The sequence below is a fragment of the Bradyrhizobium sp. Leaf396 genome (genome assembly GCF_001424605.1).
Taxonomy (GTDB): Bacteria; Pseudomonadota; Alphaproteobacteria; order Rhizobiales; family Xanthobacteraceae; genus Bradyrhizobium; species Bradyrhizobium japonicum_C.
Genome location: NZ_LMQJ01000045.1, coordinates 149373 through 173018 on the forward strand (window position 1 = coordinate 149373; position 23646 = coordinate 173018).

Sequence of the window (23646 nt, forward strand, 5' to 3'; positions counted from 1 at the left end):
AGGGTTCGACAGGGAGAGAAACAGATGAAGCCGTTCGTTCTGAATGTCGCTTTGGCGGCAATCGCGATGTCATGCGTTGGCAGTACCGCAAGCCACGCAGCCTGGGAGCCCGTCCGTCCGGTCGAGTTCATCGTGCCCGCGGGCACCGGCGGCGGCGCCGATCAGATGGCACGCACCATCCAGGGCATCGTCACCAAGCACAATCTGATGAAGCAGCCGCTGGTCGTCATCAACAAGGCCGGCGGGGCGGGCGGCGAAGGTTTCCTCGACGTGAAGACGTCGTCAGGCAATCCTCACAAGATCATCATCACGCTGTCGAACCTGTTCACCACGCCGCTGGCGACGGGAATTCCGTTCAACTGGAAGGATCTGACGCCGGTGGCGATGCTGGCGCTCGACGAATTCGTGCTCTGGGTGAATGCCGAGAAGCCGTACAAGACGGTGAAGGATTACGTCGACGCTGCGAAGCAGGCACCAAGCGGCTCATTCAAGATGGGCGGCACCGGCTCCAAGCAGGAAGACCAGATCATCACGGTCGGCATCGAGAAGGCGATCGAGGCGAAGTTCACCTACATTCCTTACAAGGGCGGCGGCGAAGTCGCCGTCCAGCTCGTGGGCAATCACGTCGATTCCACCGTCAACAATCCGATCGAGGCGGTCGCGCAATGGCGCGGCGGCAAGCTCCGTCCGCTCTGCGTGTTCGACGCCCAGCCAATGGCCTATGACGAGCCGATCGCCGACGGCAAGGCCTGGAAGGATGTTCCGACCTGCAAATCGCAGGGCCTTGCGATGGAATATCTCATGCTGCGCGGCGTCTTCATGTCGCCCAAGGCGACGAAGGATCAGGTCGAATATTATGTCGAACTGTTCAAGAAAGTCCGCGCCACGCCGGAATGGCAGGATTTCATGAAAAACGGCGCCTTCAACACGACCTTCCTGACAGGCGCCGACTACGCCAAGTGGGTCGCGGCGGAGGAGAAGCGCCACGAAGGCCTGATGAAGGATGCAGGCTTCCTCGCATCGGGAAATTGAGCCGCGACGTCGACGACGGCTGAAGACGCTGGTCGTCCTCCCGTCGGCCGTGACCGCGCACCATCGCCATTCCGCCTGGAGATCCCATGACTGAACGATCCGAATCTGGCCCGGCGCACAAAACGCTGGAAATCGGGATGGCGCTGCTGATCGGTGTCTTCGGCCTCGTCGTGATCTTCGGCAGCGTGAAGGCCGGCATCAGCTGGGGCGCGGAGGGCCCGCGTGCCGGCTTCTTCCCCTTCTATGTCGGTGCCACCATCGTCGTCGCAAGCGCCATCAACCTCTGGCATGCGCAGCGCGACGACGACGGCCGACTGTTCGCCGAATGGGGACAGCTGCGCCAGGTCATGAGCGTCGTCGTGCCGACCGCGATCTATGTCGGCTCGATGCCGTTCATCGGCCTCTACGTCGCCTCGACGGTCTTTATCGCCTGGTTCATGCGCTGGCTCGGCGGCTATCGCTGGCTGACGACCGTCGCGGTCGCGATCGGGATGCCGGTGTTGACCTATCTCGTGTTCGAGCGCTGGTTCCTGGTCCCGCTGCCCAAGGGCCCATTCGAGGAATGGCTCGGTCTGTAAGAGCTGCGCCGCATCTTTCGTTACCGCTGCAGGACATATCGACATGGAAGAGTTGGCCAATCTGTTTCACGGCTTCGCGGTCGCCCTGCAGCCCTACAACATCATGCTGATGATCATCGGCATCACGCTCGGCGTCATCATCGGCGTGCTGCCGGGGCTTGGCGGCGCCAACGGGGTGGCGATCCTTCTCCCCCTCACCTTCAGCATGCCGCCGACATCGGCGATCATCATGCTGTCCTGCATCTATTGGGGCGCCTTGTTCGGCGGCGCCATCACATCGATCCTCTTCAACATACCCGGCGAACCCTGGTCCGTGGCGACCACCTTCGATGGTTATCCAATGGCGCAGCAGGGCAAACCCGGCGAAGCCCTGACGGCCGCCTTCACCTCCTCCTTCGTCGGCGCGCTGTTCGCGGTCATCATGATCACGCTGGTTGCCCCGCTCGTCGCGGGCTTCGCACTGCGGTTTGGCCCGGCGGAGAAGTTTGCGGTGTATTTCCTCGCCTTCTGCTCCTTCGTCGGCCTCAGCAAGGAGCCGCCGTTCAAGACGATCGCGGCGATGATGATGGGCTTTGCCCTCGCGGCGGTCGGCCTCGATTCGATCACGGGCCAGTTGCGGCTGACCTTCGGCGTCACCGAGCTCCTCAACGGCTTCGACTTCCTGATCGCCGTGATCGGCCTGTTCGGCATCGGCGAGATCCTGCTGACAATGGAGGAAGGGCTGGCGTTCCGCGGCGGCAACGCCAGCATCAACCTTCGCGTGGTGCTGCATACCTGGCGGGAACTCCCCGCCTATTGGATGACCTCGCTGCGCTCCTGCCTGATCGGGTGCTGGATGGGCGTCACGCCCGCCGGTGCTACGCCCGCATCTTTCATGAGCTACGGTATCGCCAAGCGCCTGGCGCGACGCGGCAACAATTTCGGCAAGGGCGAGATCGAAGGGGTGATCGCGCCGGAGACCGCTGCCCATGCCGCCGGCACTGCCGCGCTGCTGCCGATGCTCTCGCTCGGCGTGCCGGGTTCCCCCACCGCAGCAGTCCTGCTCGGTGGATTGTTGATCTGGGGTCTGCAGCCGGGTCCGATGCTGTTCGTCGAGCAGAAGGAATTCGTCTGGGGCCTGATCGCGTCGATGTATCTCGGCAATCTCGCCGGCCTCATCGTCGTGCTCACCTGCGTGCCGATCTTTGCCGCCATCCTCCGCGTGCCCTTCGGCATCATCGCGCCGCTCATCCTGGTGCTGTGCGCGATCGGCGCCTATTCGGTGCACAACAGCACCTTCGACGTGATGCTGATGCTGGTGTTCGGCGTGCTCGGCTATCTCCTGAAGAAGTGCAACTACCCGCTCGCGCCGCTGGTGCTCGCCATCGTGCTCGGCGACAAGGCGGAGGAGTCCTTCCGGCAATCGCTGCTGGGATCGCAGGGCTCGCTCGGCGTGTTCTTCTCCAACGGTCTCGTCAGCACGATCATGGCGCTCGGCCTCGTCGCCCTGTTCTGGTCCGCGATCCAGGAAGGCTACAGCCGCCTGCGCACGTCGATGGCCTGAGGCGCGGCCGGACCAATCGGTACCGCGAGCAGTGCCAAACCGTCGCAGGCCGGACTTCTGGAATATAGAATTCCAGCCGCCGCACGGTGAGGAAATGACCGCGCGTCAGATCATGCGACCAGCGCAAAGCCTCAAAGATCCGCAAGCGCACTGGCCCTCCGCTGAGATCCAGCAGTCCGACATCAGAATATAACTACGTAAATTCAATTGCTTATATGAATTTCACGATCCCGCCGACGGGATCGCGGCGATGGGGGCTTTACAAGCCCGCGCTCATGGCGCATGTGAAGAAGGCTGCGCCATTTCGCCGCACCTCGCCGCCCTTCGCTTGAATCTTGGCATAATGCATACCAAGCTGCGCGCCGGCGCAGGCATAAAAATGATCGGCGCGTTCGGGAGGGTTTTGAATGACGGACATGGTGCAGTCGGCTGCGGCCCCTAGTGCAACACGTGTGAGCGATGCCTATCGCTGGTTGCAATTGTCGATCGGCGTGGCGGCGATGGTGATGATCGCCAACTATCAATACGGTTGGACGTTCTTCGTCCCGGACATTCAGAAAACATTCGGGTGGGATCGCGCCTCGATCCAGTGGGCTTTCACCCTCTTCGTGTTGTTCGAGACCTGGCTGGTGCCGATCGAAGGATGGTTCGTCGACAAATACGGCCCGCGGATCGTGGTGCTGGTCGGCGGCGTGCTCTGCGCCGTCGGCTGGGCGATCAACGCGCAGGCCACCTCGCTCAACGGCTACTATCTCGGCATGATCATCGCAGGCATCGGCGCCGGCGGCGTGTATGGCACCTGCGTCGGCAATGCGTTGAAATGGTTTCCGGACAAGCGCGGTCTCGCCGCGGGCATCACCGCCGCGGGCTTCGGTGCCGGCTCAGCGCTGACCGTCGCGCCGATCCAGGCCATGATCAAGGACAGCGGCTTCCAGGCCACATTCCTCTATTTCGGCCTCGGGCAAGGCATTGTCATCTGCATCCTCGCCTTCTTCCTGCTCGCGCCCAAGGCGGGACAGGTGCCGAACGTGGTCGCGAACGCCAATCTGCTCCAGACCCGGCGTAACTACCAGCCGACCGAGGTGCTGCGTCAGCCGATCTTCTGGCTGATGTACTTCATGTTCGTGATCGTCGGCGCCGGCGGGTTGATGGTGACGGCCAACCTGAAGCCGATCGCGGCCGACTGGAAGGTCGACAACGTGCCGGTCACGCTGATGGCGGTGACGATGACGGCGGTGACCTTCGCAGCCACGATCGACCGCGTGCTCAACGGCCTGACGCGTCCGTTCTTCGGCTGGATCTCCGACATGATCGGCCGCGAGAACACGATGTTCATCGCCTTCGGCATGGAAGGCTTCGGGATCTGGATGCTCTACCTCTGGGGCCACGATCCGGTCTGGTTCGTGCTGCTCTCGGGCTTCGTGTTCTTCGCCTGGGGCGAGATCTACTCGCTATTCCCCTCGACCTGCACCGACACGTTCGGCGCCAAGTTCGCGACCACCAATGCCGGCCTGCTCTACACCGCGAAGGGCACCGCCGCGCTGCTGGTGCCGATCGCCAACTACATGCAGCAGTCTTCAGGGACATGGGACAGCGTGTTCATCATTGCCGCCGGCGCCAACATCCTGGCGTCGTTGCTGGCGATCGCCGTGCTCAAGCCCTGGCGCAAGATCGTGGTCGCGAAATCCACGATCTGACGCCTTCGCCCAGCTAGCGTGAGTTCGACGCCCGGCCTCGCGGCCGGGCGTTTTCGTTGGCCGCAAGGTCGCCGCCCAGGACCGCCGAGCATGCAAGCGCAGCGAAGCCGCCTTTGCGTCAGCACCGCTGCCGCAAGATTCTTCGGATCAGCCAAACCAGCGCTTGACGATTGGCATTATGTATACCAGACTATTCTCAACGTCAAAGTCAGGGAGGTTGAAATGCTGGTCGGAGACATCCTGCGCAAGAAGACGCCGCGTGTCGTCACGGTGCGCATGAATGAAACGGTGGGTATCGCCACCAAGCTGATGCGCACCAACAACATCAGCGCGCTGGTGGTGAAGGACGTCGTCCGCTCCGAGGGCAACACCGCGGTCGGCATGTTCACCGAACGCGACGTGGTACGCGCCGTCGTCGAGCACGGCGCCAATGCCGTCAACGTCAAGGTCTCGCAGCTGGTGTCGGTACAGCAACTCGTTTCCTGCACCTCGAGCGATACGATCGAGCACGTGCGCCATCTGATGAACCGTCATCACATCCGTCACCTGCCCGTAATCGACGATTACAGCCTCGTCTCGGTGATCAGCATGCGCGACATCGCCGCCGCGCTCGACGAAGCCACCAACTCGACACCGCAAGCAGCCTGAGCAGGCGCGGTGCAAGATGCATCGGCAGCGCTGAATGCTTTCAAGGGCAGAGCTGTCGAAGTCGCAAGCCGACCTGGTCCTGCTCAAGGCTCAGCTGTTCGGCATCGAGGCCATGATTGCGGACTCGAACCGCGGGTCGCCTCCGCGCGACCAACATCCGCATGCGCATCCTCATCGCCATCCTGTTCGCCCTGATTGGCCTGGTCGCCGGCTGGTCCGCGCTGGCCGCGCTGGTGATTGCTCTCGCCGGACCGGGCAACGATGGCGGCATCGCCATGGGCGCGGTCTTCGCCATCGGTCCCGTCGGCGGCCTGGCCGGCCTGATCGCAGGCATCTGGCTGTTCAGGCGTTTCGGCCCAAGCAACGATCAGGATGCACCGCTGCCCGCGTCCCGCGGCGAGGACTCTGCCTGAGGACGACACGCCGCGTCGCCCTGCAAGCGATCTCCACCAATCCCTGCAAACATCACATCTGCGCGCGTCAGAGATATGCCGCCAACATGTCCCGTGCACGCCGCAACTTGGACGCATTCGGACGCCCATCTCTGCGGCGTGTCTGGGGGGCACGGCGCTGTCGTGTTGGACCAAACCTTCAGGGGTATGACTGTGAAGAAAATCGTAATCGCTCTGGGTGCTACGCTTGCTCTGGTGACGGCTGCAAACGCTGCGGATATACCGCGACGCCAGCCGGTGCCGGTCTATCCGGCCGAGCAGGCGCCGATCGGCAAGATGCCGATTGGCAAGAGCCCGGTTGGAAAGGCCCCGATCGGCAAGGCGCCCGGTCCCGTCGCGGCGCGCTACTGACGCGCAGCGGAATACGCGCATCTGCGTAGCAGCCGGCAGTCGAGGGGAATAGCGTGACGAAGAAAGCTGATCGATCGGGATCCTGCATCCTCGCGGGCTTCGCTCTTGCGGCTATGCTCTCGTGCACGACGCCCTCGGCTTCGGCCCACGAGGCAAACAAGCGCGTTGCCGATGCCAACGCGCTTGCGACGGCGGACACCGCCTCGCGACCTCAGCCGCAAGCGGCGCGGCGCTCCGTCGCGCGCGCGGAGAAGGGCCCCTACTACGTCGACTTCCGCGCGCGGACCGCCGCGAGCTGGGGCCATGCCTTCGTCTGGTACGGCAAGACCAGCGAGAAAGCGGTCGAGGTCGCGGGCCTCACGCCCGCCGGCGACACGCTCGCCTATGTGCTGGGTCACATCACCTTCGTGCCATCCGAGACCGGCGCAAGCTACGGCGATCTCGATCCGGAATATCTGACCGCGAACTATCGGGTCTATCTCAATGAGGCCGACGCCAAGCGCGTGTTCGCCTACATCAAGGAGTTGCAGGCCAGCTCTCCGGTGTGGAATGCCGAGACCATGAATTGCACCGGCTTCATCGGCGACATCGCGGAGTTCATGGGATTGAAGGTGCCCCATCGCTGGCAGCGCCCGGAAAACTTCGTCAACAGCCTGAAGCAAATGAACGGCGGCCGCCAGATGGTGCGGCTGTCGGCGGAGTAAGGGAAGCCCTGGAGCCCCTGGACGGAGCGGCACGGCCCAACCGTCGCACCGGAGAAGCTCCATGCACTCCAATTATCCGCCGCACGGAATCATCCGCATCCCCGCATGATCGCCCTGCCTTGGCCGCGCGCCGGCGCGATAGACATTTCCCGACCCGGGCGGCATCCTGCCGCGATCAACCGATAACAGAGAGCGCCACGCAGGGCGCGGGGGAAGCACATCATGTTGCAGACACGGTTCACCAAGCTCGTCGGCGTCGAGCACCCGATCGTCCAGGGCGGAATGCAGTGGGTCGGCCGGGCCGAGCTGGTTGCCGCCGTTGCCAATGCCGGAGCGCTCGGCTTCATCACGGCGCTGACCCAGCCCACGCCGGAGGACCTCACCAAGGAGATCGCGCGCTGCCGCGACCTCACCGACAAGCCGTTCGGCGTCAATCTCACCATCCTGCCCGCGATCAAGCCGCCGCCCTATGCCGAATACCGGGCCGCCATCATCGAGAGCGGCGTCAAGGTGGTCGAGACCGCCGGCAACAAGCCGCAGGAGCATGTCGAGGAGTTCAAAAAACATGGCGTCAAGGTCGTGCACAAATGCACCAGCGTCCGACACGCGCTGTCGGCCGAGCGCATGGGCGTCGACGCCATCTCGATCGACGGATTCGAATGCGCCGGCCATCCCGGTGAGGACGACACGCCCGGCCTGATCCTGATCCCGGCCGCCGCGAACAAGGTCAAGATCCCGATGATCGCCTCGGGCGGCTTTGCCGACGCTCGCGGCCTCGTGGCGGCGCTGGCGCTGGGCGCAGAAGGGATCAACATGGGCACGCGCTTCATGGCGACCAAGGAGAGCCCGATCCATCAGCTCATCAAGGAGAAGATCGTCGCCAACGACGAGCGCGAGACCGAGCTGATCTTCCGCACCATGCGCAACACCTCGCGCGTCGCCAAGAACGCCGTCTCGACCAAGGTCGTCGCCATGGAAAAGGAAGGCGCCAAGTTCGAGGACATCCGCGAGCTCGTCGCCGGTGCCCGCGGCAAGATGGTCTATGCCACCGGCAATTCCGACGAAGGCATCTGGTCAGCCGGCCAGGTCCAGGGCCTAATTCAGGACATCCCGAGCTGCGCCGAGCTCGTCTCCCGCATCGTGCGCGAAGCGGAGGCAATCATCCGCGGCCGACTGGAAGGCATGATCGTTCAGCCGCAACGCGAAGCTGCGGAATAATCACTGTAAGTCGCGAGAGCATTGCATGAAAGCTTATGTCTATGGTCCTGACGGCGCTCGGATTTCCGACGTCGCTCAACCAAAGCCCAAAGGCACGCAGGTGCTGGTGAAGGTCCGCGCTTGCGGGCTGAACCGGGCGGACACCGGCATGCGCAAGGGACACGCCCATGGGGCGGCCGGCGGCGTCGGCACCGTGCTCGGCATGGAATGGGCCGGCGAAGTCGCCGAGCTCGGGCCGGACGCCAAAGGCGTCAAGGTCGGCGACCGCATCATGGGCTCGGGCGGTGCGGCGTTCGCCGAATATACGCTGGCCGATCACGGCCGGCTGTTCCACGCCCCCTCGAACATGAATTTCGAGGAGGCCGCCACCCTCCCCGTCGCACTCGCGACCATGCACAACGCGGTCGTTACCGTTGGCGGAATGCAGGCGGGTCAGAGCGCGCTGATCCAGGGCGCCAGCTCCGGCGTCGGCCTGATGGCGATGCAGATTGCCAGGCTCAAGGGCGCAAAGCTCGTGATCGGCACATCGACCGATGCCTATCGCCGCGGCCGGCTGAAGGAATATGGCGCCGATCTCGCCGTCGACAGCTCCGATCCCAAATGGGTCGACGAGGTGCTGAGGGCGACGAACGGAGAAGGCGTCGATCTCATCGTCGACCAGGTCTCGGGCAAGGTCGCGAGCCAGAATCTAGCCGCGACGAAGATCAAGGGCCGCATCGTCAATGTCGGCCGGCTCGGCGGTACCCATGCCGATTTCAACTTCGACCTTCATGCGGCCCGGCGCATCGACTATGTCGGCGTCACCTTCCGCAGCCGCACCATCGAGGAGGTCCGTGAGATCTTCGAGGAGGTGCGCAAGGACATCTGGGGCGCTGTGGAATCGCGAAAACTGCAGCTGCCGATCGACAAGGTGTTTTCGTTCGACGACATTGAAAAGGCATTCGACCACATGGAGGCGAACAAGCACCTGGGGAAGATTGTGGTCGCGTTGTAGGAGCGGCGGACGGAACGACATGGCCCGCCTCCCTCCACGGCGTCATGGCCGGCTCGCCCCGGCCATGACCGAGGAAGAGGCACGGGTGAGCTTTCCATACAAGAGCAACCGCGATAGCTTCGCTCCTGCAAGTCACTCGCGACTACTTCTGTGGATCATTGCTTGATGTCCCACGCTGGGCTGCTAAATCCCCGCCATGACCTCCCAGCACAGCAAAACCTCGGTCGCGGCGATTTCGATCTTCGCCAGCGGCGGCATGGCGGCGGCGAAGTTCGCGGTCGGGATCGCAATCGGCTCGCTGGCGCTGATCTCCGAAGCCCTGCATTCCTCGATCGACCTGGTCGCCACCATCATCACCTGGGCGGTGGTGCGGGTGTCCGACAAGCCGGCGGACGAGGAGCATCATTACGGCCACGGCAAGCTGGAGAGCATCTCTGCCCTTGGCGTCACCGCCCTGCTCTACGTGCTTGCCGGCGGCATTCTGGTCGAGGCCTATAGCCGGCTGAGCGAGGGAACCCCGCCGCCGACCATCTCGGCCGTGCCCTTCGTCGTGCTGGTGATCGACATCGTCGTCAATCTCTGGCGCGCCCGCGCCCTGCAGCGCGCCGCGCGAGAGACCAGGAGCCAGGCGCTGGCGGCGGATGCGCTGCATTTCGCCTCCGACGTCATGGGCTCATTCGCGGTAATCGCGGGCCTGATCCTCGCCGCGCTCGGCTTCTGGTGGGGCGACGCGGCGGCCGCGGCCGCGGTCGCGGTCATGATCGCAGCTCTCGGCCTGCGCCTGGCCGGCTCAACCGTGCAGACACTGGTCGACCGCGCGCCGGAAGGCGCGCAGGAGAAGGCCACCGCCGCGATCCGCGGCGTGCCGGGCGTGATCGACGTCGACCGGCTGCGCGTGCGCATGGTCGGAGCGACCACGTTCATCGACACCATCGCAAAGGTCCCGCGAACCTATCCGATCGACCGCGTCGAGGAGATCAAGCGCAACGCACAGGCCGCAGTGACCAAGGCATTCGGAGACGCCGACCTCACGTTCGCTGCGGTGCCTGTCGCTCGCGACAACGAGACCGTCCACGACCGCATCATGGTGATCGCGCATAATTCCGGCCTCGCGGTCCACCACGTCACCGTGCACGACCTCGGCGCCAAGCTGATCGTCAGCATCGATCTCGAGGTCGACGCCGCAATGCAGCTCGAGGCCGCCCACGACATCGCCAACACGCTGGAGCGCAAGATCAAGGAAGAGTTCGGCGAGGACGTCGAGGTCGACGTCCACATCGAGCCCATGGAACCGGAACTGCCGTTCGGGGTCGATGCCGCACCTGACAGGGTGCAGACCATCGCGGCTGCTCTGACGGAATACGCCGCCGGCAGCGAGATCCACGACATCCATAACGTGCGGGTCCGCAACACGGACGCCGGCGAGATCGTCAACTTCCATTGCCGCGCAGCGCCGTCGATGAGCGTGATCAAGGTGCACGAGCATGTCGACGCGATCGAGCGCGCGTTGCGGCGTGCATTCCCGAGCGTGAAGCGCGTCATCAGTCACGCGGAACCGCCGCGCGCGTGATGAAGGACGCATGGTGAGACACACGTTCCCGTTTCGGACTCCTCGCGTCCGTGGGTTTGCGGACGCCCGATGCACAAACTGCGTGTTGGATAAGAATAATTTCGCGTTAACGATTCGTTGACTCTCGACAGCCCGCGAAAACTGGATTCAAATCAGTGTGATTCGAAAGCGACGTGGGGCTGCTTTCGAAGCTCGTTTTCAGGGGGCCGAAGGCATGGCGCGCGCAGACGCCGCGAACGCGTGCGTCCAATCCGATTCGATCAAGGGATTGGCGCAATCGATCGCGAAACCTGCCTATCATCGGCTGCTGGTCGCAGAGCCGGCGCTGCGCCGCGCCGTTCCGACGCTCATCATCGCCTTCCTGATCACGATCTGCCTCGGTGCCTTTGTGCAGGTGGTCGATCAAACGCGCCAGAAGCGGCTGGTGATCCGCCAGGATATCAGCGCGCTCGCCGACCTGCTCGCCGAGCGCATCGACCGCCTCACCTCGGTGCGCCACGACCGACCAAAGACCATCGACAGCCTGCCGGCGATGTTGCCGGATCTCATTCCGTCCTGGGGCATGGCCTCGGGCCGCCACGTCATCGTCACCTCGGCTGGCATCGACCGCCGCGTCCTCGCCCGCATCCCGATCGACAGCGATCCCTCCGGCAACGACCGGCTGCTCGATGCGATCACGACCGCCCAATTGCTCGCGGCGCCGACGCGCGACGGCAACATCTCCGACATGACATTGCCGAACGGCAATGCGGCGATGGCGACCTCGCGGCAGATCAAGTCGCTGCCGGGCTTCGTCACCGTGATCCAGGAGCGCAACGAGCCGATCTGGGGCTCGGACGCCGCGCTCTCGGTGACGCTGTCGGCAACCACCGGCTTCGTCGTGCTGATCCTCGGCTTCGCCTTCCACTGGCAGTCGACCCGCGCCCGCGAGGGCGACCTCATCAACGATGCCGTGCGCGGGCGCATCGACACCGCGCTCAATCGCGGCCGCTGCGGGCTGTGGGACTGGGACTTGTCGCGCGGCCGGATCTTCTGGTCGCAATCGATGTTCTCGATGCTCGGCCTCGACGGCCGCCACGAGCTCCTCACTTTCGGCGAAGTCAACGCGCTGGTGAAGTCCGACGACATCGACCTGTTCGAGATCGCCGACCAGCTCATCTCCGAGAAGATCGACCATATCGACCAGACCTTCCGGATGCAGCATGTCGACGGGCACTGGATCTGGCTGCGCGTTCGCTGCGAGAAGACGCGCGGGGCGACCGATTCAAGCGTTCACCTGATCGGGATCGCCGTCGACATCACCGAGCAGAAGAGCCTTGCGGAAAAGACGGTGGAAGCCGATCTACGCCTGCGCGACGCGATCGAGACCATTCCGGAAGCCTTCGTGCTCTGGGACGCGAGCGACCGCCTGGTGCTCTGCAACTCGCATTTCCAGCGCCTGCACAAGCTGCCCGACACGGCCGTCATTCCCGGCACCTCCTACGAGACGGTGCTCGAAGTCGGCCGCATGCCCGAGGTGCGCACCCGCCACAACGAGACCGGAGTCCAGGGCCCGGGCGCACGCACCTTCGAGGCGCAACTCGACGACGGCAGCTGGCTGCACATCAGCGAGCGCCGCACCAAGGACGGCGGCTACGTCTCGGTCGGTACCGACATCACCCGTATCAAGGAGCACGAGCAGAAGCTGGTCGACAACGATCTGCGCCTGCGCGCCACGGTCATCGACCTCAAGCGCTCGCAAGCCGCGCTCGAGCGCCAGGCGGTCGAGCTCGCCGACCTCGCCGAGAAGTACCAGCGCGAGAAGACCCGCGCCGAGGAAGCCAACCAGACCAAGTCGAAGTTCCTCGCCAATATGAGCCACGAGCTGCGCACGCCGCTCAATGCCATCATCGGCTTCTCCGAGATCATGGGCTCGGGCATGTTCGGGGAGCTCGGCTCGGAGAAATATCAGGAATACTGTCAGGACATCCTGACCAGCGGCCATTATCTGCTCGAGGTCATCAACGACATACTCGACATGTCCAAGATCGAGGCTGGCCGGATGAAACTCGACATGGAGGAGCTGGACCTCTCCAAGACACTTGCGGAATCCTTGCGGGTCGTCACCGGCCGTGCCCAGGACAAGCACCTGACGCTCGACGCCGACATCGCAAAATCGATCTCGGTCGTCGCCGACCGCCGCGCCACCAAGCAGATCATCGTCAACCTGCTCTCCAACGCCGTGAAGTTCACGCCCGACGGCGGGCGTGTCGTGGTGCGCAGCCGGCAGCTCGACGACAGGATCGTGCTGATGATCGCCGACACCGGCATCGGCATCGCGCCGCATTCGCTGGCGCGGCTGGGCCGCCCGTTCGAGCAGGTGGAGAGCCAGCTCACCAAGACCTATCACGGCTCGGGCCTTGGCCTCGCGATCGCACGCTCGCTGGCGCAGCTCCACGGCGGCTCGATGCGGCTGCGCTCCAAGCTCGAGGTCGGCACCGTCGTGCGCGTGACCCTGCCGCGCGACGCGATCAAGGCAGCGGCCGGGATCTCGGCCGCGGCTTGAGGTGGCGCCAGTTACGTGCTTGCGCCATCCTTCGAGACGCCCGCCTGCGGCGGGCCCTCAGGACGAGGATGAGTGCGCGGCAGCAGAGCGCGATGGGACGGAGCCTCATCCTGAGGAGCGCGCCCCTCGCGCGCCTCGAAGGACGAGGCGCCTGCTCGAATCTACAATTGCAGCGAAGGCGCGACCTCTCGCGCGACGTTGACCAGCGCCGCGATCAGCGGCGTCATCGGATCGCGTTGCGGGATCACCATGCCGATACTGTAGTTGACGTCGGGTTCGACGATCGGGATTGAGCGTACCGTGTCGGACAGGCCGAGCGTCTCGGCGAGCTTGGCGGGCATCACGCTCGCCCAGCGTCCTGTCTTCACATGCGTGAACAGCACCAGCAGCGAGTTCGAGGTCAGCGTCGGGGTTGCCTCCGCGCCGACCGAGCGCAGCGCGCGGTCGATGATGCGGCGGTTCTGCATGTCGGGCGTCAGCAGGCAGAGCGGCACCTGCCCGACTTCCTTCCAGGTCACCGTCTCGCGATCACCGAACATCGCGTCCGGCGCGGTCAGCAGGCGGTAGCTCTCATTATAGAGCGGAATGGTGCGCACCTTGCCGATCGGCTCGTTCTCGATGTAGGTCAGCCCCGCATCGACCTCGAGGTTTTCGAGCAGCCCGAGCACCTCGGACGAGGTGGTGGACTGGATGCGGAACCGCACCTCGGGATGCCTGGCGCGGAACGGCGTCGTCAGCGCGGCGACCATGCCGAGCACGGTCGGGATCGCCGCGATGCGGATCTCGCCGGAGAGCTGATGCTTCAGACCGTTGATCTCGTCGCGCATCGCGCGGGCATCGCCCACGATGCGCCGCGCCCAGTCGAGCGCCCGCTCGCCTTCAGGGGTAAAGCCCTGAAACCGCGACCCGCGCTGGACCAGCATCACGCCGAGAATCTCCTCGAGCTGCTTGAGCCCCGTCGACATCGTCGGCTGCGTCACGCCGCAGGCCTCTGCAGCGCGTCCGAAATGCCGCTCCTTCGCCAGCGCCAGCAATAGTTCGAGCTTGTCGATCAACCGGTCGTCCCTCGGATCAATGCGGTGACGCGCAGGCTAGCACGCCTGCTCCCTTCCAACACGGAAAAACCAGCCGCCTGAGCGGTGGATGCAGGCGGCGCGGGCCTCGCACCTGAAGTCCGCGAGGCCATTCCATCGCTGAAGCAGACTACGTCCCTTCCAGCAGCGCCCTGAACACGCGCCGCACTTCGCTCTGGGTTTCCTTCACGCGCGCCTCCAGCGACGAGAAATCCGGCGCATCGCCGGCGCGCGCCATCACGCGCTGGAGATCAGTGCCCGCCGTTTCCGGCTTGAACCGGTCGCTGACGCAGAGCCGCAGGATCTGCGTCAGGTCGTGATAGAGCCGGGCTGCTGCACGCAAGATCTCGGTCTCCGATTGCGGGAGCACGCCGATCCTGCATGCGTTCTCCAGCACCTGCACGGTGCTGACATCGAGGATGTCCGGCTTGTCGTGAGCGTGCACGAGCTGGAGATATTGCGCGATGAAGTCGATGTCGACCATGCCGCCGGCAGCATGCTTGAGATCCCAGCAATCGGCCTCGCCCTTTTCCTGGGCGATCGCGCGCCGCATGTCGGCGACGTCGTTGGCGGTGATGGCGGGATCGCGGCGGCGGGTCAGGACGTCCCGGATGACGCGCTCGATCCGCTCCCGGAAGGCGTCCGACGCCGACACCACGCGGGCGCGCGTCAACGCCATATGCTCCCAGGTCCAGGCCTCGTTGGCCTGGTAGTCCGCGAATGAAACGAGACTCGAGGCCACCGGGCCGGCGCGCCCCGACGGACGCAGCCGCATGTCGATCTCGTAGAGCACGCCGTAATTGGTGCGCGTCGTGAACGCGCTGATCAGGCGCTGCGTGAAGCGCGCGAAATAATGCGCGCCGTGCAGCGATTTGGGTCCGTCCGAGTCCGGATGCTCGCCGTCGAAATCGTACAACAGGATCAGGTCGAGATCGGACGAGGCCGTCATCTCGCGGCTGCCGAGCCGGCCCATCGCGATGATCGCGGTCTCCTGCCCCTTGATGCGGCCGTGCTGGGCGGCGAAGCGATCGGCGACGAGGCCATGCACGGTGTGGACGATGCCTTCGGCGACGTCGGCAAATGCCGTGCTGGCCTGTTGCGCAGAGACGGTGCCGGACAGGATGCGCGTGCCGATCAGGAACAGGCTCTCCTGCCCGAACAGGCGCAGCCGATCGAGGAACTCTTCGTATGAGCCGGCGTCCTGCACGGTCGCAGCCAACCGGCCCGACAATTCCTCCCGGTCGGGCATGGCGCCGAAGAAGCGCGGATCGATCAGACCGTCCATCAACTGCGGCTGCCGCGCCAGCATTTCGCCCAGCCGGGGCGCCGCGCCCAGCACCAGCGCCACCAGCGCGACGAGATCGCGGTTCTGGCCGAGCAACGTGATCAGCCGGCCGCCGCGCTGGAGCGCCGCGAGGAAATCATCGAATGCCACGACCGCGCGGTCCGGTTCCTCGGCATGGGCAAGTCCGTCGATAAGAGCCGGCACGAACTCGACGAAAGCATTCCGGGTCGCCTCAACCCGGAACACCCGATAGTCGCCGGTGATCCAGTCGCGCACCGTCTGCGCGACGGCGGCCGGCTTCTTGAAGCCGAGCGTCGCCAGGTGCTGAAGCAGGCGCGGGTCCTCGGGGCCGGCACTATAGTCGAGCGCCGGCAGCTTGGCCGTCCCGGTCGGATCATCGCCCTCGAACAGCTTTTCATAGTGCCCCTGCACGATCTGCAGCTGGTGCAAGAGGTCGCGCGCAAAGGCCTCGCGATCCGGATAGCCGAAGAACCACGCGAAGCGCTCGACTGCTTGCCTGTCCTCAGGCAACGTGTGGGTCTGCTCGTCAGCGATCATTTGGAGGCGATGCTCGACGCGGCGCAGGAACTCGTAGGCCGTGGTCAGCTCGTCGCGCGCCGCGTGGGTGATCCAGTTGCTGGAGGCGAGCACATCCAGCGCCTTCAGCGTCGGCCGCACCCGCAATTCCGGATGGCGGCCGCCCGCTATCAATTGCTGGGTCTGCGCAAAAAACTCGATCTCGCGGATGCCGCCGCGCCCGACCTTGACGTTGTGGCCTTCGACTGCGACCTCGCTCTGGCCGCGATAGGTCTGCATCTGCCGCTTCATGTCGTGCACGTCGGCGAGTGCGGCAAAGTCGAGATGCTTGCGCCAGACGAAGGGCGCGATCTCTGACAGAAGCGCCTCGCCCGCCCTGGCATCGCCGGCACAGGCACGCGCCTTGATCATGGCGGCGCGCTCCCAGGTGCGCCCCTCCCGCTCGTAATAGTTCAGCGCGGCGTCCCGCGAGATCGCCACCTGTGTCGAGGACGGATCGGGCCGAAGCCGCAGGTCGACGCGAAAGACGTAGCCGTCATAGGTGCGCTGCTGGAGGATGCGCGCCATCCCCTGGGTCACACGAACGAAGAACGGCTGCGGTTCGATATCGGGCGCGAGCGTGGTCGCCTCGGGGTCGAAGAACACGATGAGATCGATGTCGCTGGAATAGTTCAGCTCGCCCGCGCCCATCTTGCCCATCGCGAGCACGATCAGCCCGCAGCCCTCTTCGGGAGCCTCGGGATCGGACGGAGAGAGCTTGCCGCGTGCGGCTTCCTGCCGCAGCAGGTACCGAAGCGCCGCCTGCACCGAGAACACTGCAACGTCTGTCAGCGCCGCCGTCACCCGCATCACCGGCCAGACGCCGCCGATGTCGCATAGCGCGATCAGCAGCGCTGCTTCCGCCTTCATGCGACGAAGCAGGCGCATTACCTCGGCTTCGTCGGGGGCTGCGAGCACGGCGTCCCTCGCCTCCGCCATCAGCCCCGCCAGATGCACATCCGGATCGCAGTCGAGCAGACGGATCAGGCGCAGGGGATCGGCCCGCACGAGATCGAACAGGTAGGGCGAGAATTCCGCGATGCCGGTCAAGATATCCCGCGCGAAAGGATGAGCCAGCAGGGATTCGAGACGAGCCGATTGAGCCGGCTCGAGTTCGGCCAGCCAATTCTCAAGGCGTCTTTCGTCGGTTGCGGAAGCGGCAATATGGGGAGCTTCCGCAAAGCGCGCGGCCAGTCTCTCACCATGCTTGTCCGCGTTTCCCGGCGCGGAGTGGTTCATGCCACCTTCTGTGGCACATCCTGCAGCGGCGGAGCAACCCTGTCGCCCGCGCCCGTACGCGCCGGCAGGACGAGCGTGGCGACGAGACCAGGGTGGGCGGCGCCCAAGCGTAGTTCGCCACCGTGCAGGGTCGCAACCGCCGAGGCGAGGCTCAGGCCGAGGCCGGAGCCCGGCAGCGTGCGGCTGGCCTCCAGCCGAACGAATCGCTCGACGACGTGCTTGCGATCGGCTTCGGGAATCCCCGGGCCGCGGTCGGTGACGCTGAGCAGCACCTGCTCGCCTTCCCGCCTCGCCTCAATCGTGATCTGCCTGGCGTCCATGCTGACCACGGTTCCCGCTGCCTGTGCCGCCGGCTTGCCATATTTGATCGCGTTCTCGACGAGATTGGCGAGCGCCTGGCTGACCAGCTCGCGATTGGCGTGAACCGGCGTCGGCTCGGCTTTGACCTTCAGGGTCATGCCGTCCTCTTCGGCCAGCGGCTCGTAGAGCTCGTGGATGCCACCCGCGACTTCGGCAGCGTCGAAATCATCCATGTTTCCGCGCGCCTGGCCCGACTCGGCACGCGCGATCATCAGCAGCGCATTGAAGGTGCGGATCAGCCCGTCGGATTCCTCGATGGTCCGCTCCAGCGCGGCGCGGTAGTCCGCCTCGCAGCCGGACTTGGCCAGAGCCTCCTCGGCACGGTTGCGCAAGCGCGTCAGCGGCGTCTTGAGGTCGTGCGCGATGTTGTCGGAGACTTCCTTCAGCCCCGCCATCAGCGCTTCGATCCGCTCCAGCATGGCGTTGAGGTTCTCGGCGAGCCGATCGAGCTCGTCGCCGCTGCGCCCCACTGGCAAGCGCTCGCTGAGGTCGCCGCTCATGATCCGCTGCGTGGTGCCGGTCATGGCGTCGATGCGGCGCAAGACACGCCGCGCCACGAAGATGCCGCCGCCGAGGCCGAGCACGACGACGATCAGGACCGACCATTGCGCTGCCTTGGCGACGATGCCGAACAAACGACGCCGCTCGGCGAGGTCGCGGCCGATCAGAAGCCGGAAGCCGTTCTCGAGTTCGGTGACGCGCACCAGCGCACGATGATCGCGGTCATCGGCGTCCTCGAGCCGCCGGTAGGCGGTCTCGGACCAGCCGCGCGTCGCCATCACGCCGGGCGCGAGCGAACCGACATTGCCGGCGATCGCCTGCCCCGTCGGCGTCGTCACCAGATAGAGGTTGGCGCCCGGCCGCAGCGCCCGATACTCGATCGCGAGCACGAGTCCGCGCAAGCCGCGGCGACCGTAGATCTCGTTGATCTCCGAGGTCTCGGCGTTGACCGTCTGCGTGATCTCTTCGGTGATGAGCCGCCGCGTATTCCAGGCGAAATAGCCGAGCAGCGAAGCCGCGAACATCGCGAACAGCAGCAGGTAGACCAGCGTCAGCCGGAACGCCGTGGTGCGGACGAGTTTACCGAATGCCGTCACGGATCATGTATCCGGCGCCGCGGATCGTGTGCAGCAGCGGTCGATCGAAGCCCTTGTCGATCTTGGAGCGCAGCCGCGAGATGTGCACGTCGATGACGTTCGTCTGCGGATCGAAATGATAGTCCCAGACGTTCTCGAGCAGCATGGTGCGCGTCACCACCTGGCCGGCGTGCTTCATCAGGTACTCGAGCAGGCGGAATTCACGAGGCTGAAGCGTCAGCTCGTCCTTGCCGCGGGCAACGCGATGTGACAGCCGATCGAGCTCGAGATCGCCGACACGATACAGCGTATCCTCGGCAGGACCGCCGCGGCGGCGGGAGAGCACCTCGACCCGGGCGAGGAGCTCGGCGAACGAATAAGGCTTCGGCAGATAGTCGTCGCCGCCGGCACGCAGGCCCTTGATGCGGTCATCGACCTGCCCCAGTGCCGAGAGAATCAGCACCGGCGTCGTGTTGCCCTTGTCGCGCAGTGCGCCGATCAGCGACAGGCCGTCGCGCTTGGGCAGCATGCGGTCGACCACGAGCACGTCGTAATCGCCGTTCTCGGCCATGGCGAGCCCTTCCTCGCCGTCGGCGGCGTGGTCGGCAATGTGTCCGACTTCGCGAAACGCCTTGGCGAGATAGTCGGCGGATTCGCGGTCGTCTTCGATGATGAGGAGGCGCATCGTGCGTTCGGCGGCGGTCAAGGAGGTCAACCTTCTCTAAACATGGCGCGGGCGGCAATCGCATGCAAGCCGAGCGAGAGACGCCGGCATTGAGAAAAAGGCGGGCGGTGAAGCTGGGGGGACTTCACCGCCCTAGGCCTTCCGACGGAGGGGGGCGTATTCCACCGGAAGGTAGATAGGGGAAGCAAACGTTGCGCTGCTTCCCCGAAGGGCGCCGCGGCGGGGGCGACTGATGCCTGCGACACCCTTCATCTCGTGGCCTCCTGAAGCGCTCAGCCCTTGGCGAGGGGCACCGCGACGAAGCGCGACTGGCCGCCGCTCTTCACGCGCATCAGGACGCTGTTCTTGTTCTCGGTCCGCGCCGTGCTGATGGCCTCGCGGACTTCACTGGCCGTGCTCACGCTCTTGCCGCCGACTTCGAGAATCACGTCGCCTTCCTTGAAGCCGCGTTCAGCCGCGGCACTCTTCGGGTCGACTTCGGTGACCACGACGCCTTCCTTGCCGGCGCCGGCCACGGAATTGGCGGGCGCAACCGTCATGCCCAGCTTGGGCACGTCGGTGCCGCGGCTGGCACCCTTGCCGCTATCCTTGTCGGTGTCGGCCTTGGCCTCGACCGTATTCGGCAACTGGCCGAGGGTGAGGTTCACGACCTTGTCCTGGCCCTTGTGCAGCACGTTGAGCTTCACGGTCGCACCGGGCGCCATGCCGCCGATGGTGCGGGCAAGCTCGCGGGCATCCTTGACGGGTTCGCCGTTGACGGAGGTGATCACGTCACCGGATTCGATGCCGGCCTTCGCTGCCGGACCGTTGGCCTGCGGCTCCGCCACCAGAGCGCCCTCGGCCTTCTTCATGCCGAGGCTGTCAGCGATGTCCGACGTCACAGGCTGAATCTGCACGCCGATCCAGCCGCGGCTGACCGAACCCTTGTCCTTCAGTTGCGCGACCACGCTCTTCACGGTGTTGGCCGGGATCGAGAACGCGATGCCGACACTGCCGCCCGAGGGCGAGTAGATCGCCGTGTTGACGCCCATCACCTCGCCGTTGGTGTCGAAGGCCGGACCGCCGGAATTGCCCTTGTTCACGGGCGCGTCGATCTGGATGAAGTCGTCGTACGGACCGTTGCCGATATCGCGGCCGCTGGCCGAAACGATACCCGCGGTCACGGTGCCGCCGAGGCCGAAGGGATTGCCGACCGCAAGGACCCAGTCGCCGATCCGCGGCTTGCCGTCGGCGAGCTTGGCAAACGGGAAGTTCGAGCCGCCCTCGACCTTGATCAGGGCGAGGTCGGTGCGCTGGTCGGTGCCGATCACCTTGGCGGTATAGGTCTTGCCGTCATCGGTGGTGATCTCGACCTTGTCGGCACCGTCGACCACGTGGTTGTTGGTCACGGCATAGCCGTCAGCCGAGATGAAGAAGCCGGAGCCCTGGCCCTGCACGACGCGGCCCCGACCGCCCCTCATGCCCGGTCCCGGGAAGCCATCCGGTCCGCCGAAGCGGCGGAAGAAGCGCTCCATCGGCGAGCCCGGCTGGAACGGCGAGGATGAATCGTCGCCGTCATCATTGCTCGCGGTCTTCTCCTTCATGTTGACCTTCACCGAGATCACCGACGGCTTCACGCGCTCGACGATATCGGCGAAGCCGATCGGGCGTTCGACCTTGCGAACCTCGTTGTTGACCTGCGCATGCGCCGGACTGGAGAACAGGTCGGCCGGTGACGTCGACGGACTGAAGCCATAGACGGCCGCGCCGAGCCCCGCGACGACCGAAGCCATCAGCGCGAGCCTGCGCGCGGAGAACACCGACCGGCGCGGCTGCCGGTACGACGGAAGGTTCGAGAGGTCGATACGGTCGGTCATGCAGAAATCTCCAGGCCTTGAATTCCTTTTGGTGCCGGATGCCAGCACCTTGCGGACCTGAAGATGGGGACTCCCGCCTTACCGCGCGCTGGCGGCGGGGTTAAACTTTCGTAATGAAGGGCCGCGCGGATGCGGCGGTTTATCGCAGACCGAAAGTTCCGATATTACAGGAACTTACGCGAGCTTCCGCCGAGCGGGGAAAATCGAGATATTGAGCTCTCAGCTCGCCCTGACACTGGCGATGAACTCGTCGACTTCGCGCTTCAAGGTCTCGGCCTGCTGCGACAGGTCGACCGCGGAATCTCGCGCCTCGGCCGCCATGCGGCCCGTCTCGGCCGAGGTCGAGGTGATCTGGACGATATGGTTGGAGACATCGAGAGTGCCGTGCGCGGCGTCCTGGGCGCTGCGCGTGATCTCCTGCGTGGCATTGCGTTGCAGGTCAGTATCGACCTCAATGCCAGACATGATCGACGAAATCTCTGAAAGCGTCTTTGAAATTCCGTCGATCGCGCCGCGCGTCTCCGCGGTGATCCCCTGAATGCTGGCGACATGGGAGGTGATTTCCTCCGTCGCCTTGCTGGTCTGATGGGCCAGATTCTTCACCTCGGAGGCGACCACCGCAAATCCCTTGCCGGCCTCCCCTGCCCGTGCCGCCTCGATGGTGGCATTGAGCGCCAGCAGATTGGTCTGGGATGCGATTGCCTGCACCAGCTGGACGACCTCGCCGATCTTGTCGGCGGCATCGGACAGCGTGTGGATGGTGTCACGGCTCTTTTCCGCCTGGGACGCTGCGCCTTCGGCGCGCTGGGTCGCATCCGTGACGCGGCGGCTGATCGTCACGATCGAATTCGTCATCTCCTCGGCCGAGCCTGCGACCGTCTGGACGCTGGCGCTGGCCTGGCTCGCTGCGCTCGCGACCGCATTGGCCTTGGAGCTGGTGTCGTTGGCTGTCCGCGACAGCGTCTCGGCATTGGTCTTCAGATGCACGGCCGAGGACGCCACGCTGTCGACGACGCTGGCGACGAGATCGTTGAAGCGCTTGATCCGATCGTCCAGGAATCTCGACCGCTCGGCCTGATGCTGAGCCTCGTGCAGCTGCTGCTCGGAGAGGCGGCGTCGCTCGAGGCCGTTCGTCTTGAACACCTCCAGCGCACCGGCAAGCAGGCCGATCTCGTTGGTGCGGCCGAGCCCGGGAACGGACGTCTCGAATTTCTGGTCGGCGACCTCGCGCATGGCATGCACGATCGCCGCCAGGGGATTGAGGATGCCGTTACGCACGGCAAACCAGGTGGTGATGCAGATCGCGACGGCGAGGACGGCGATCACGCCGCAGGCCATCAGGAAATAGGAGAACGCGGTCTGCGCCTGCTGATAGATCTGCATCGCATGGTCGCGCGCGGGACCGCTCAGGGCCGCGAACTGCGAGGACAGGCTGGTGATCTCGTTGTTGAGATAGAGCACCGCGATGAAGCCGGTGCCGCCGCCGATGCCCAACAGGAACAATAGTGCAGCGACGACCGCGCCGACCAGGAATCGGATCGTCAGATTGCTGTTCGCGAACATTGGGGAGGCACTCAGGGTCTGGATTGAAATCCCGGACAAGTTTCCAGACAAAGGTCAACATAGCATGAAGCACGCGCCGCGGGCCGGTGGCCCACGTAGCACTACGTGGCTCGGCTTCAGGAGGACTTGGCGTCGTCCGACATCAAGGCCGCGAGCCGCGCCTCTTCCTCGGGCGTGAGGGGCGCCGCCGGTACATCAACACCATTCCGCGAGCGCCGTCGGATTTGCAGCCAGAGTGCCAGACCACCCCCAATCAGCAGCAGAGGTCCAAGGAGCCACAGCAGGATGGTCTGCCGCTCGAAGCGCGGCTTCAGCAGCACGAACTCGCCGTAGCGCGCGACCAGGAAGTCGAGCACTTGCGAGTTGCTGTCGCCGGCCGCAATGCGCTCGCGCACCAGAAGCCGCAGGTCACGCGCCAGCGGCGCATCGGAATCGTCGATGGACTGGTTCTGGCAGACCATGCAGCGCAGCTCGCGCGACAGCTCTCGCGCGCGCGATTCCTTGGCGGGGTCCGCCATGATCTCGTCGGGCTGGACGGCGTGGGCCGCAGGTAGGGCCAGCAGCAGCAACGCGACGAAGGCGGCCATCATCCTGCGCATCG

20 protein-coding genes are annotated in these 23646 nt (G+C 65.0%); 12 read left to right on the top strand and 8 right to left on the bottom strand.

Annotation, left to right across the window (positions count from 1 at the left end):
* The first annotated feature begins 24 nt into the window (after positions 1-24).
* The 3 genes from ASG57_RS28165 (at position 25) to ASG57_RS28175 (ending at position 3153) form a co-directional block, all read left to right on the top strand.
* Positions 25-1032 carry a Bug family tripartite tricarboxylate transporter substrate binding protein gene (locus tag ASG57_RS28165; RefSeq protein WP_024339870.1) on the top strand — a complete coding sequence of 336 codons (1008 nt, stop codon included), beginning with the start codon at positions 25-27 and terminating at the stop codon, positions 1030-1032.
* A gap of 86 nt (positions 1033-1118) precedes the next feature.
* Positions 1119-1610: a tripartite tricarboxylate transporter TctB family protein gene (locus tag ASG57_RS28170; protein ID WP_024339869.1), complete on the top strand. Its 492-nt coding sequence runs from the start codon at positions 1119-1121 to the stop codon at positions 1608-1610.
* Between the two features lie 43 nt (positions 1611-1653).
* Positions 1654-3153: a tripartite tricarboxylate transporter permease gene (locus tag ASG57_RS28175; protein WP_024339868.1), complete on the top strand. Its 1500-nt coding sequence runs from the start codon at positions 1654-1656 to the stop codon at positions 3151-3153.
* A gap of 259 nt (positions 3154-3412) precedes the next feature.
* Here ASG57_RS28175 and ASG57_RS38200 read toward each other — a convergent pair whose 3' ends face one another.
* Positions 3413-3571: a hypothetical protein gene (locus ASG57_RS38200; protein WP_155248477.1), complete on the bottom strand. Its 159-nt coding sequence runs from the start codon at positions 3569-3571 to the stop codon at positions 3413-3415.
* On the opposite strand from ASG57_RS38200, the gene oxlT reads away from it, so the two are divergent.
* The 9 genes from oxlT (at position 3561) to ASG57_RS28220 (ending at position 13332) form a co-directional block, all read left to right on the top strand.
* Positions 3561-4850, top strand: coding sequence for an oxalate/formate MFS antiporter (gene oxlT, locus ASG57_RS28180; RefSeq protein ID WP_024339867.1), 1290 nt, complete (start codon positions 3561-3563; stop codon positions 4848-4850). The two genes, ASG57_RS38200 and oxlT, sit on opposite strands and share 11 nt — an antisense overlap.
* Positions 4851-5072: 222 nt before the next feature.
* Complete coding sequence (locus tag ASG57_RS28185; RefSeq protein WP_024339866.1) at positions 5073-5498, top strand: CBS domain-containing protein; 426 nt, start codon at positions 5073-5075, stop codon at positions 5496-5498.
* Positions 5499-5659: 161 nt separating this feature from the next.
* Positions 5660-5911: a hypothetical protein gene (locus ASG57_RS28190; RefSeq protein ID WP_024339865.1), complete on the top strand. Its 252-nt coding sequence runs from the start codon at positions 5660-5662 to the stop codon at positions 5909-5911.
* 186 nt (positions 5912-6097) lie between these two features.
* Entirely contained in the window at positions 6098-6301 is a 204-nt protein-coding gene (locus tag ASG57_RS28195) for a hypothetical protein (protein WP_029674103.1), read from the top strand.
* Between the two features lie 53 nt (positions 6302-6354).
* The gene (locus ASG57_RS28200; RefSeq protein WP_024339863.1) at positions 6355-7005 is read left to right on the top strand and encodes a hypothetical protein; all 651 of its coding nucleotides are present in this window, start codon (positions 6355-6357) and stop codon (positions 7003-7005) included.
* A gap of 222 nt (positions 7006-7227) precedes the next feature.
* Positions 7228-8223, top strand: a complete 996-nt coding sequence (locus ASG57_RS28205; protein WP_024339862.1) for an NAD(P)H-dependent flavin oxidoreductase — start codon at positions 7228-7230, stop codon at positions 8221-8223.
* A gap of 25 nt (positions 8224-8248) precedes the next feature.
* The gene (locus tag ASG57_RS28210; protein WP_024339861.1) at positions 8249-9217 is read left to right on the top strand and encodes a zinc-binding dehydrogenase; all 969 of its coding nucleotides are present in this window, start codon (positions 8249-8251) and stop codon (positions 9215-9217) included.
* A gap of 196 nt (positions 9218-9413) precedes the next feature.
* Complete coding sequence (locus ASG57_RS28215) at positions 9414-10787, top strand: cation-efflux pump (RefSeq protein ID WP_024339860.1); 1374 nt, start codon at positions 9414-9416, stop codon at positions 10785-10787.
* A gap of 214 nt (positions 10788-11001) precedes the next feature.
* Positions 11002-13332, top strand: a complete 2331-nt coding sequence (locus ASG57_RS28220) for a PAS domain-containing sensor histidine kinase (protein ID WP_024339859.1) — start codon at positions 11002-11004, stop codon at positions 13330-13332.
* A 161-nt stretch (positions 13333-13493) separates the two neighbouring features.
* Here ASG57_RS28220 and ASG57_RS28225 read toward each other — a convergent pair whose 3' ends face one another.
* From ASG57_RS28225 to ASG57_RS28255, 7 genes are all read right to left on the bottom strand, one after another.
* A complete protein-coding gene (locus tag ASG57_RS28225) occupies positions 13494-14387 on the bottom strand; it encodes a LysR family transcriptional regulator (protein ID WP_024339858.1) in 894 nt (297 codons plus the stop codon).
* A 148-nt stretch (positions 14388-14535) separates the two neighbouring features.
* Positions 14536-17505: a bifunctional [glutamine synthetase] adenylyltransferase/[glutamine synthetase]-adenylyl-L-tyrosine phosphorylase gene (locus ASG57_RS28230; RefSeq protein WP_024339857.1), complete on the bottom strand. Its 2970-nt coding sequence runs from the start codon at positions 17503-17505 to the stop codon at positions 14536-14538.
* Positions 17502-18962, bottom strand: a complete 1461-nt coding sequence (locus ASG57_RS28235; protein ID WP_024339856.1) for a sensor histidine kinase — start codon at positions 18960-18962, stop codon at positions 17502-17504. The genes ASG57_RS28230 and ASG57_RS28235 overlap by 4 nt, the downstream gene beginning before the upstream one ends.
* The gene (locus ASG57_RS28240; protein WP_029674102.1) at positions 18946-19626 is read right to left on the bottom strand and encodes a response regulator transcription factor; all 681 of its coding nucleotides are present in this window, start codon (positions 19624-19626) and stop codon (positions 18946-18948) included. Before ASG57_RS28240 ends, ASG57_RS28235 begins: the two co-directional genes overlap by 17 nt.
* Before the next feature lie 272 nt (positions 19627-19898).
* A complete protein-coding gene (locus ASG57_RS28245; RefSeq protein WP_024339854.1) occupies positions 19899-21482 on the bottom strand; it encodes a Do family serine endopeptidase in 1584 nt (527 codons plus the stop codon).
* 219 nt (positions 21483-21701) lie between these two features.
* A complete protein-coding gene (locus ASG57_RS28250; protein ID WP_024339853.1) occupies positions 21702-23045 on the bottom strand; it encodes a methyl-accepting chemotaxis protein in 1344 nt (447 codons plus the stop codon).
* A 116-nt stretch (positions 23046-23161) separates the two neighbouring features.
* Complete coding sequence (locus ASG57_RS28255) at positions 23162-23644, bottom strand: cytochrome c-type biogenesis protein (RefSeq protein ID WP_024339852.1); 483 nt, start codon at positions 23642-23644, stop codon at positions 23162-23164.
* Between the last annotated feature and the right edge of the window lie 2 nt (positions 23645-23646).

Excerpts from the sequence above, each read along its gene's own strand:
- ASG57_RS28195 (WP_029674103.1), top strand. The coding sequence starts at position 6,098 with ATGACTGTGAAGAAAATCGTAATCGCTCTGGGTGCTACGCTTGCTCTG.
- ASG57_RS28185 (WP_024339866.1), top strand. The coding sequence starts at position 5,073 with ATGCTGGTCGGAGACATCCTGCGCAAGAAGACGCCGCGTGTCGTCACG.
- ASG57_RS28205 (WP_024339862.1), top strand. The coding sequence starts at position 7,228 with ATGTTGCAGACACGGTTCACCAAGCTCGTCGGCGTCGAGCACCCGATC.
- ASG57_RS28165 (WP_024339870.1), top strand. The coding sequence starts at position 25 with ATGAAGCCGTTCGTTCTGAATGTCGCTTTGGCGGCAATCGCGATGTCA.
- ASG57_RS28170 (WP_024339869.1), top strand. The coding sequence starts at position 1,119 with ATGACTGAACGATCCGAATCTGGCCCGGCGCACAAAACGCTGGAAATC.
- ASG57_RS28250 (WP_024339853.1), bottom strand. The coding sequence starts at position 23,045 with ATGTTCGCGAACAGCAATCTGACGATCCGATTCCTGGTCGGCGCGGTC.
- ASG57_RS28190 (WP_024339865.1), top strand. The coding sequence starts at position 5,660 with ATGCGCATCCTCATCGCCATCCTGTTCGCCCTGATTGGCCTGGTCGCC.
- ASG57_RS28210 (WP_024339861.1), top strand. The coding sequence starts at position 8,249 with ATGAAAGCTTATGTCTATGGTCCTGACGGCGCTCGGATTTCCGACGTC.
- oxlT (WP_024339867.1), top strand. The coding sequence starts at position 3,561 with ATGACGGACATGGTGCAGTCGGCTGCGGCCCCTAGTGCAACACGTGTG.
- ASG57_RS28215 (WP_024339860.1), top strand. The coding sequence starts at position 9,414 with ATGACCTCCCAGCACAGCAAAACCTCGGTCGCGGCGATTTCGATCTTC.
- ASG57_RS28255 (WP_024339852.1), bottom strand. The coding sequence starts at position 23,644 with ATGCGCAGGATGATGGCCGCCTTCGTCGCGTTGCTGCTGCTGGCCCTA.
- ASG57_RS28175 (WP_024339868.1), top strand. The coding sequence starts at position 1,654 with ATGGAAGAGTTGGCCAATCTGTTTCACGGCTTCGCGGTCGCCCTGCAG.
- ASG57_RS28230 (WP_024339857.1), bottom strand. The coding sequence starts at position 17,505 with ATGAACCACTCCGCGCCGGGAAACGCGGACAAGCATGGTGAGAGACTG.
- ASG57_RS28240 (WP_029674102.1), bottom strand. The coding sequence starts at position 19,626 with ATGCGCCTCCTCATCATCGAAGACGACCGCGAATCCGCCGACTATCTC.
- ASG57_RS28220 (WP_024339859.1), top strand. The coding sequence starts at position 11,002 with ATGGCGCGCGCAGACGCCGCGAACGCGTGCGTCCAATCCGATTCGATC.
- ASG57_RS38200 (WP_155248477.1), bottom strand. The coding sequence starts at position 3,571 with ATGTCCGTCATTCAAAACCCTCCCGAACGCGCCGATCATTTTTATGCC.
- ASG57_RS28245 (WP_024339854.1), bottom strand. The coding sequence starts at position 21,482 with ATGACCGACCGTATCGACCTCTCGAACCTTCCGTCGTACCGGCAGCCG.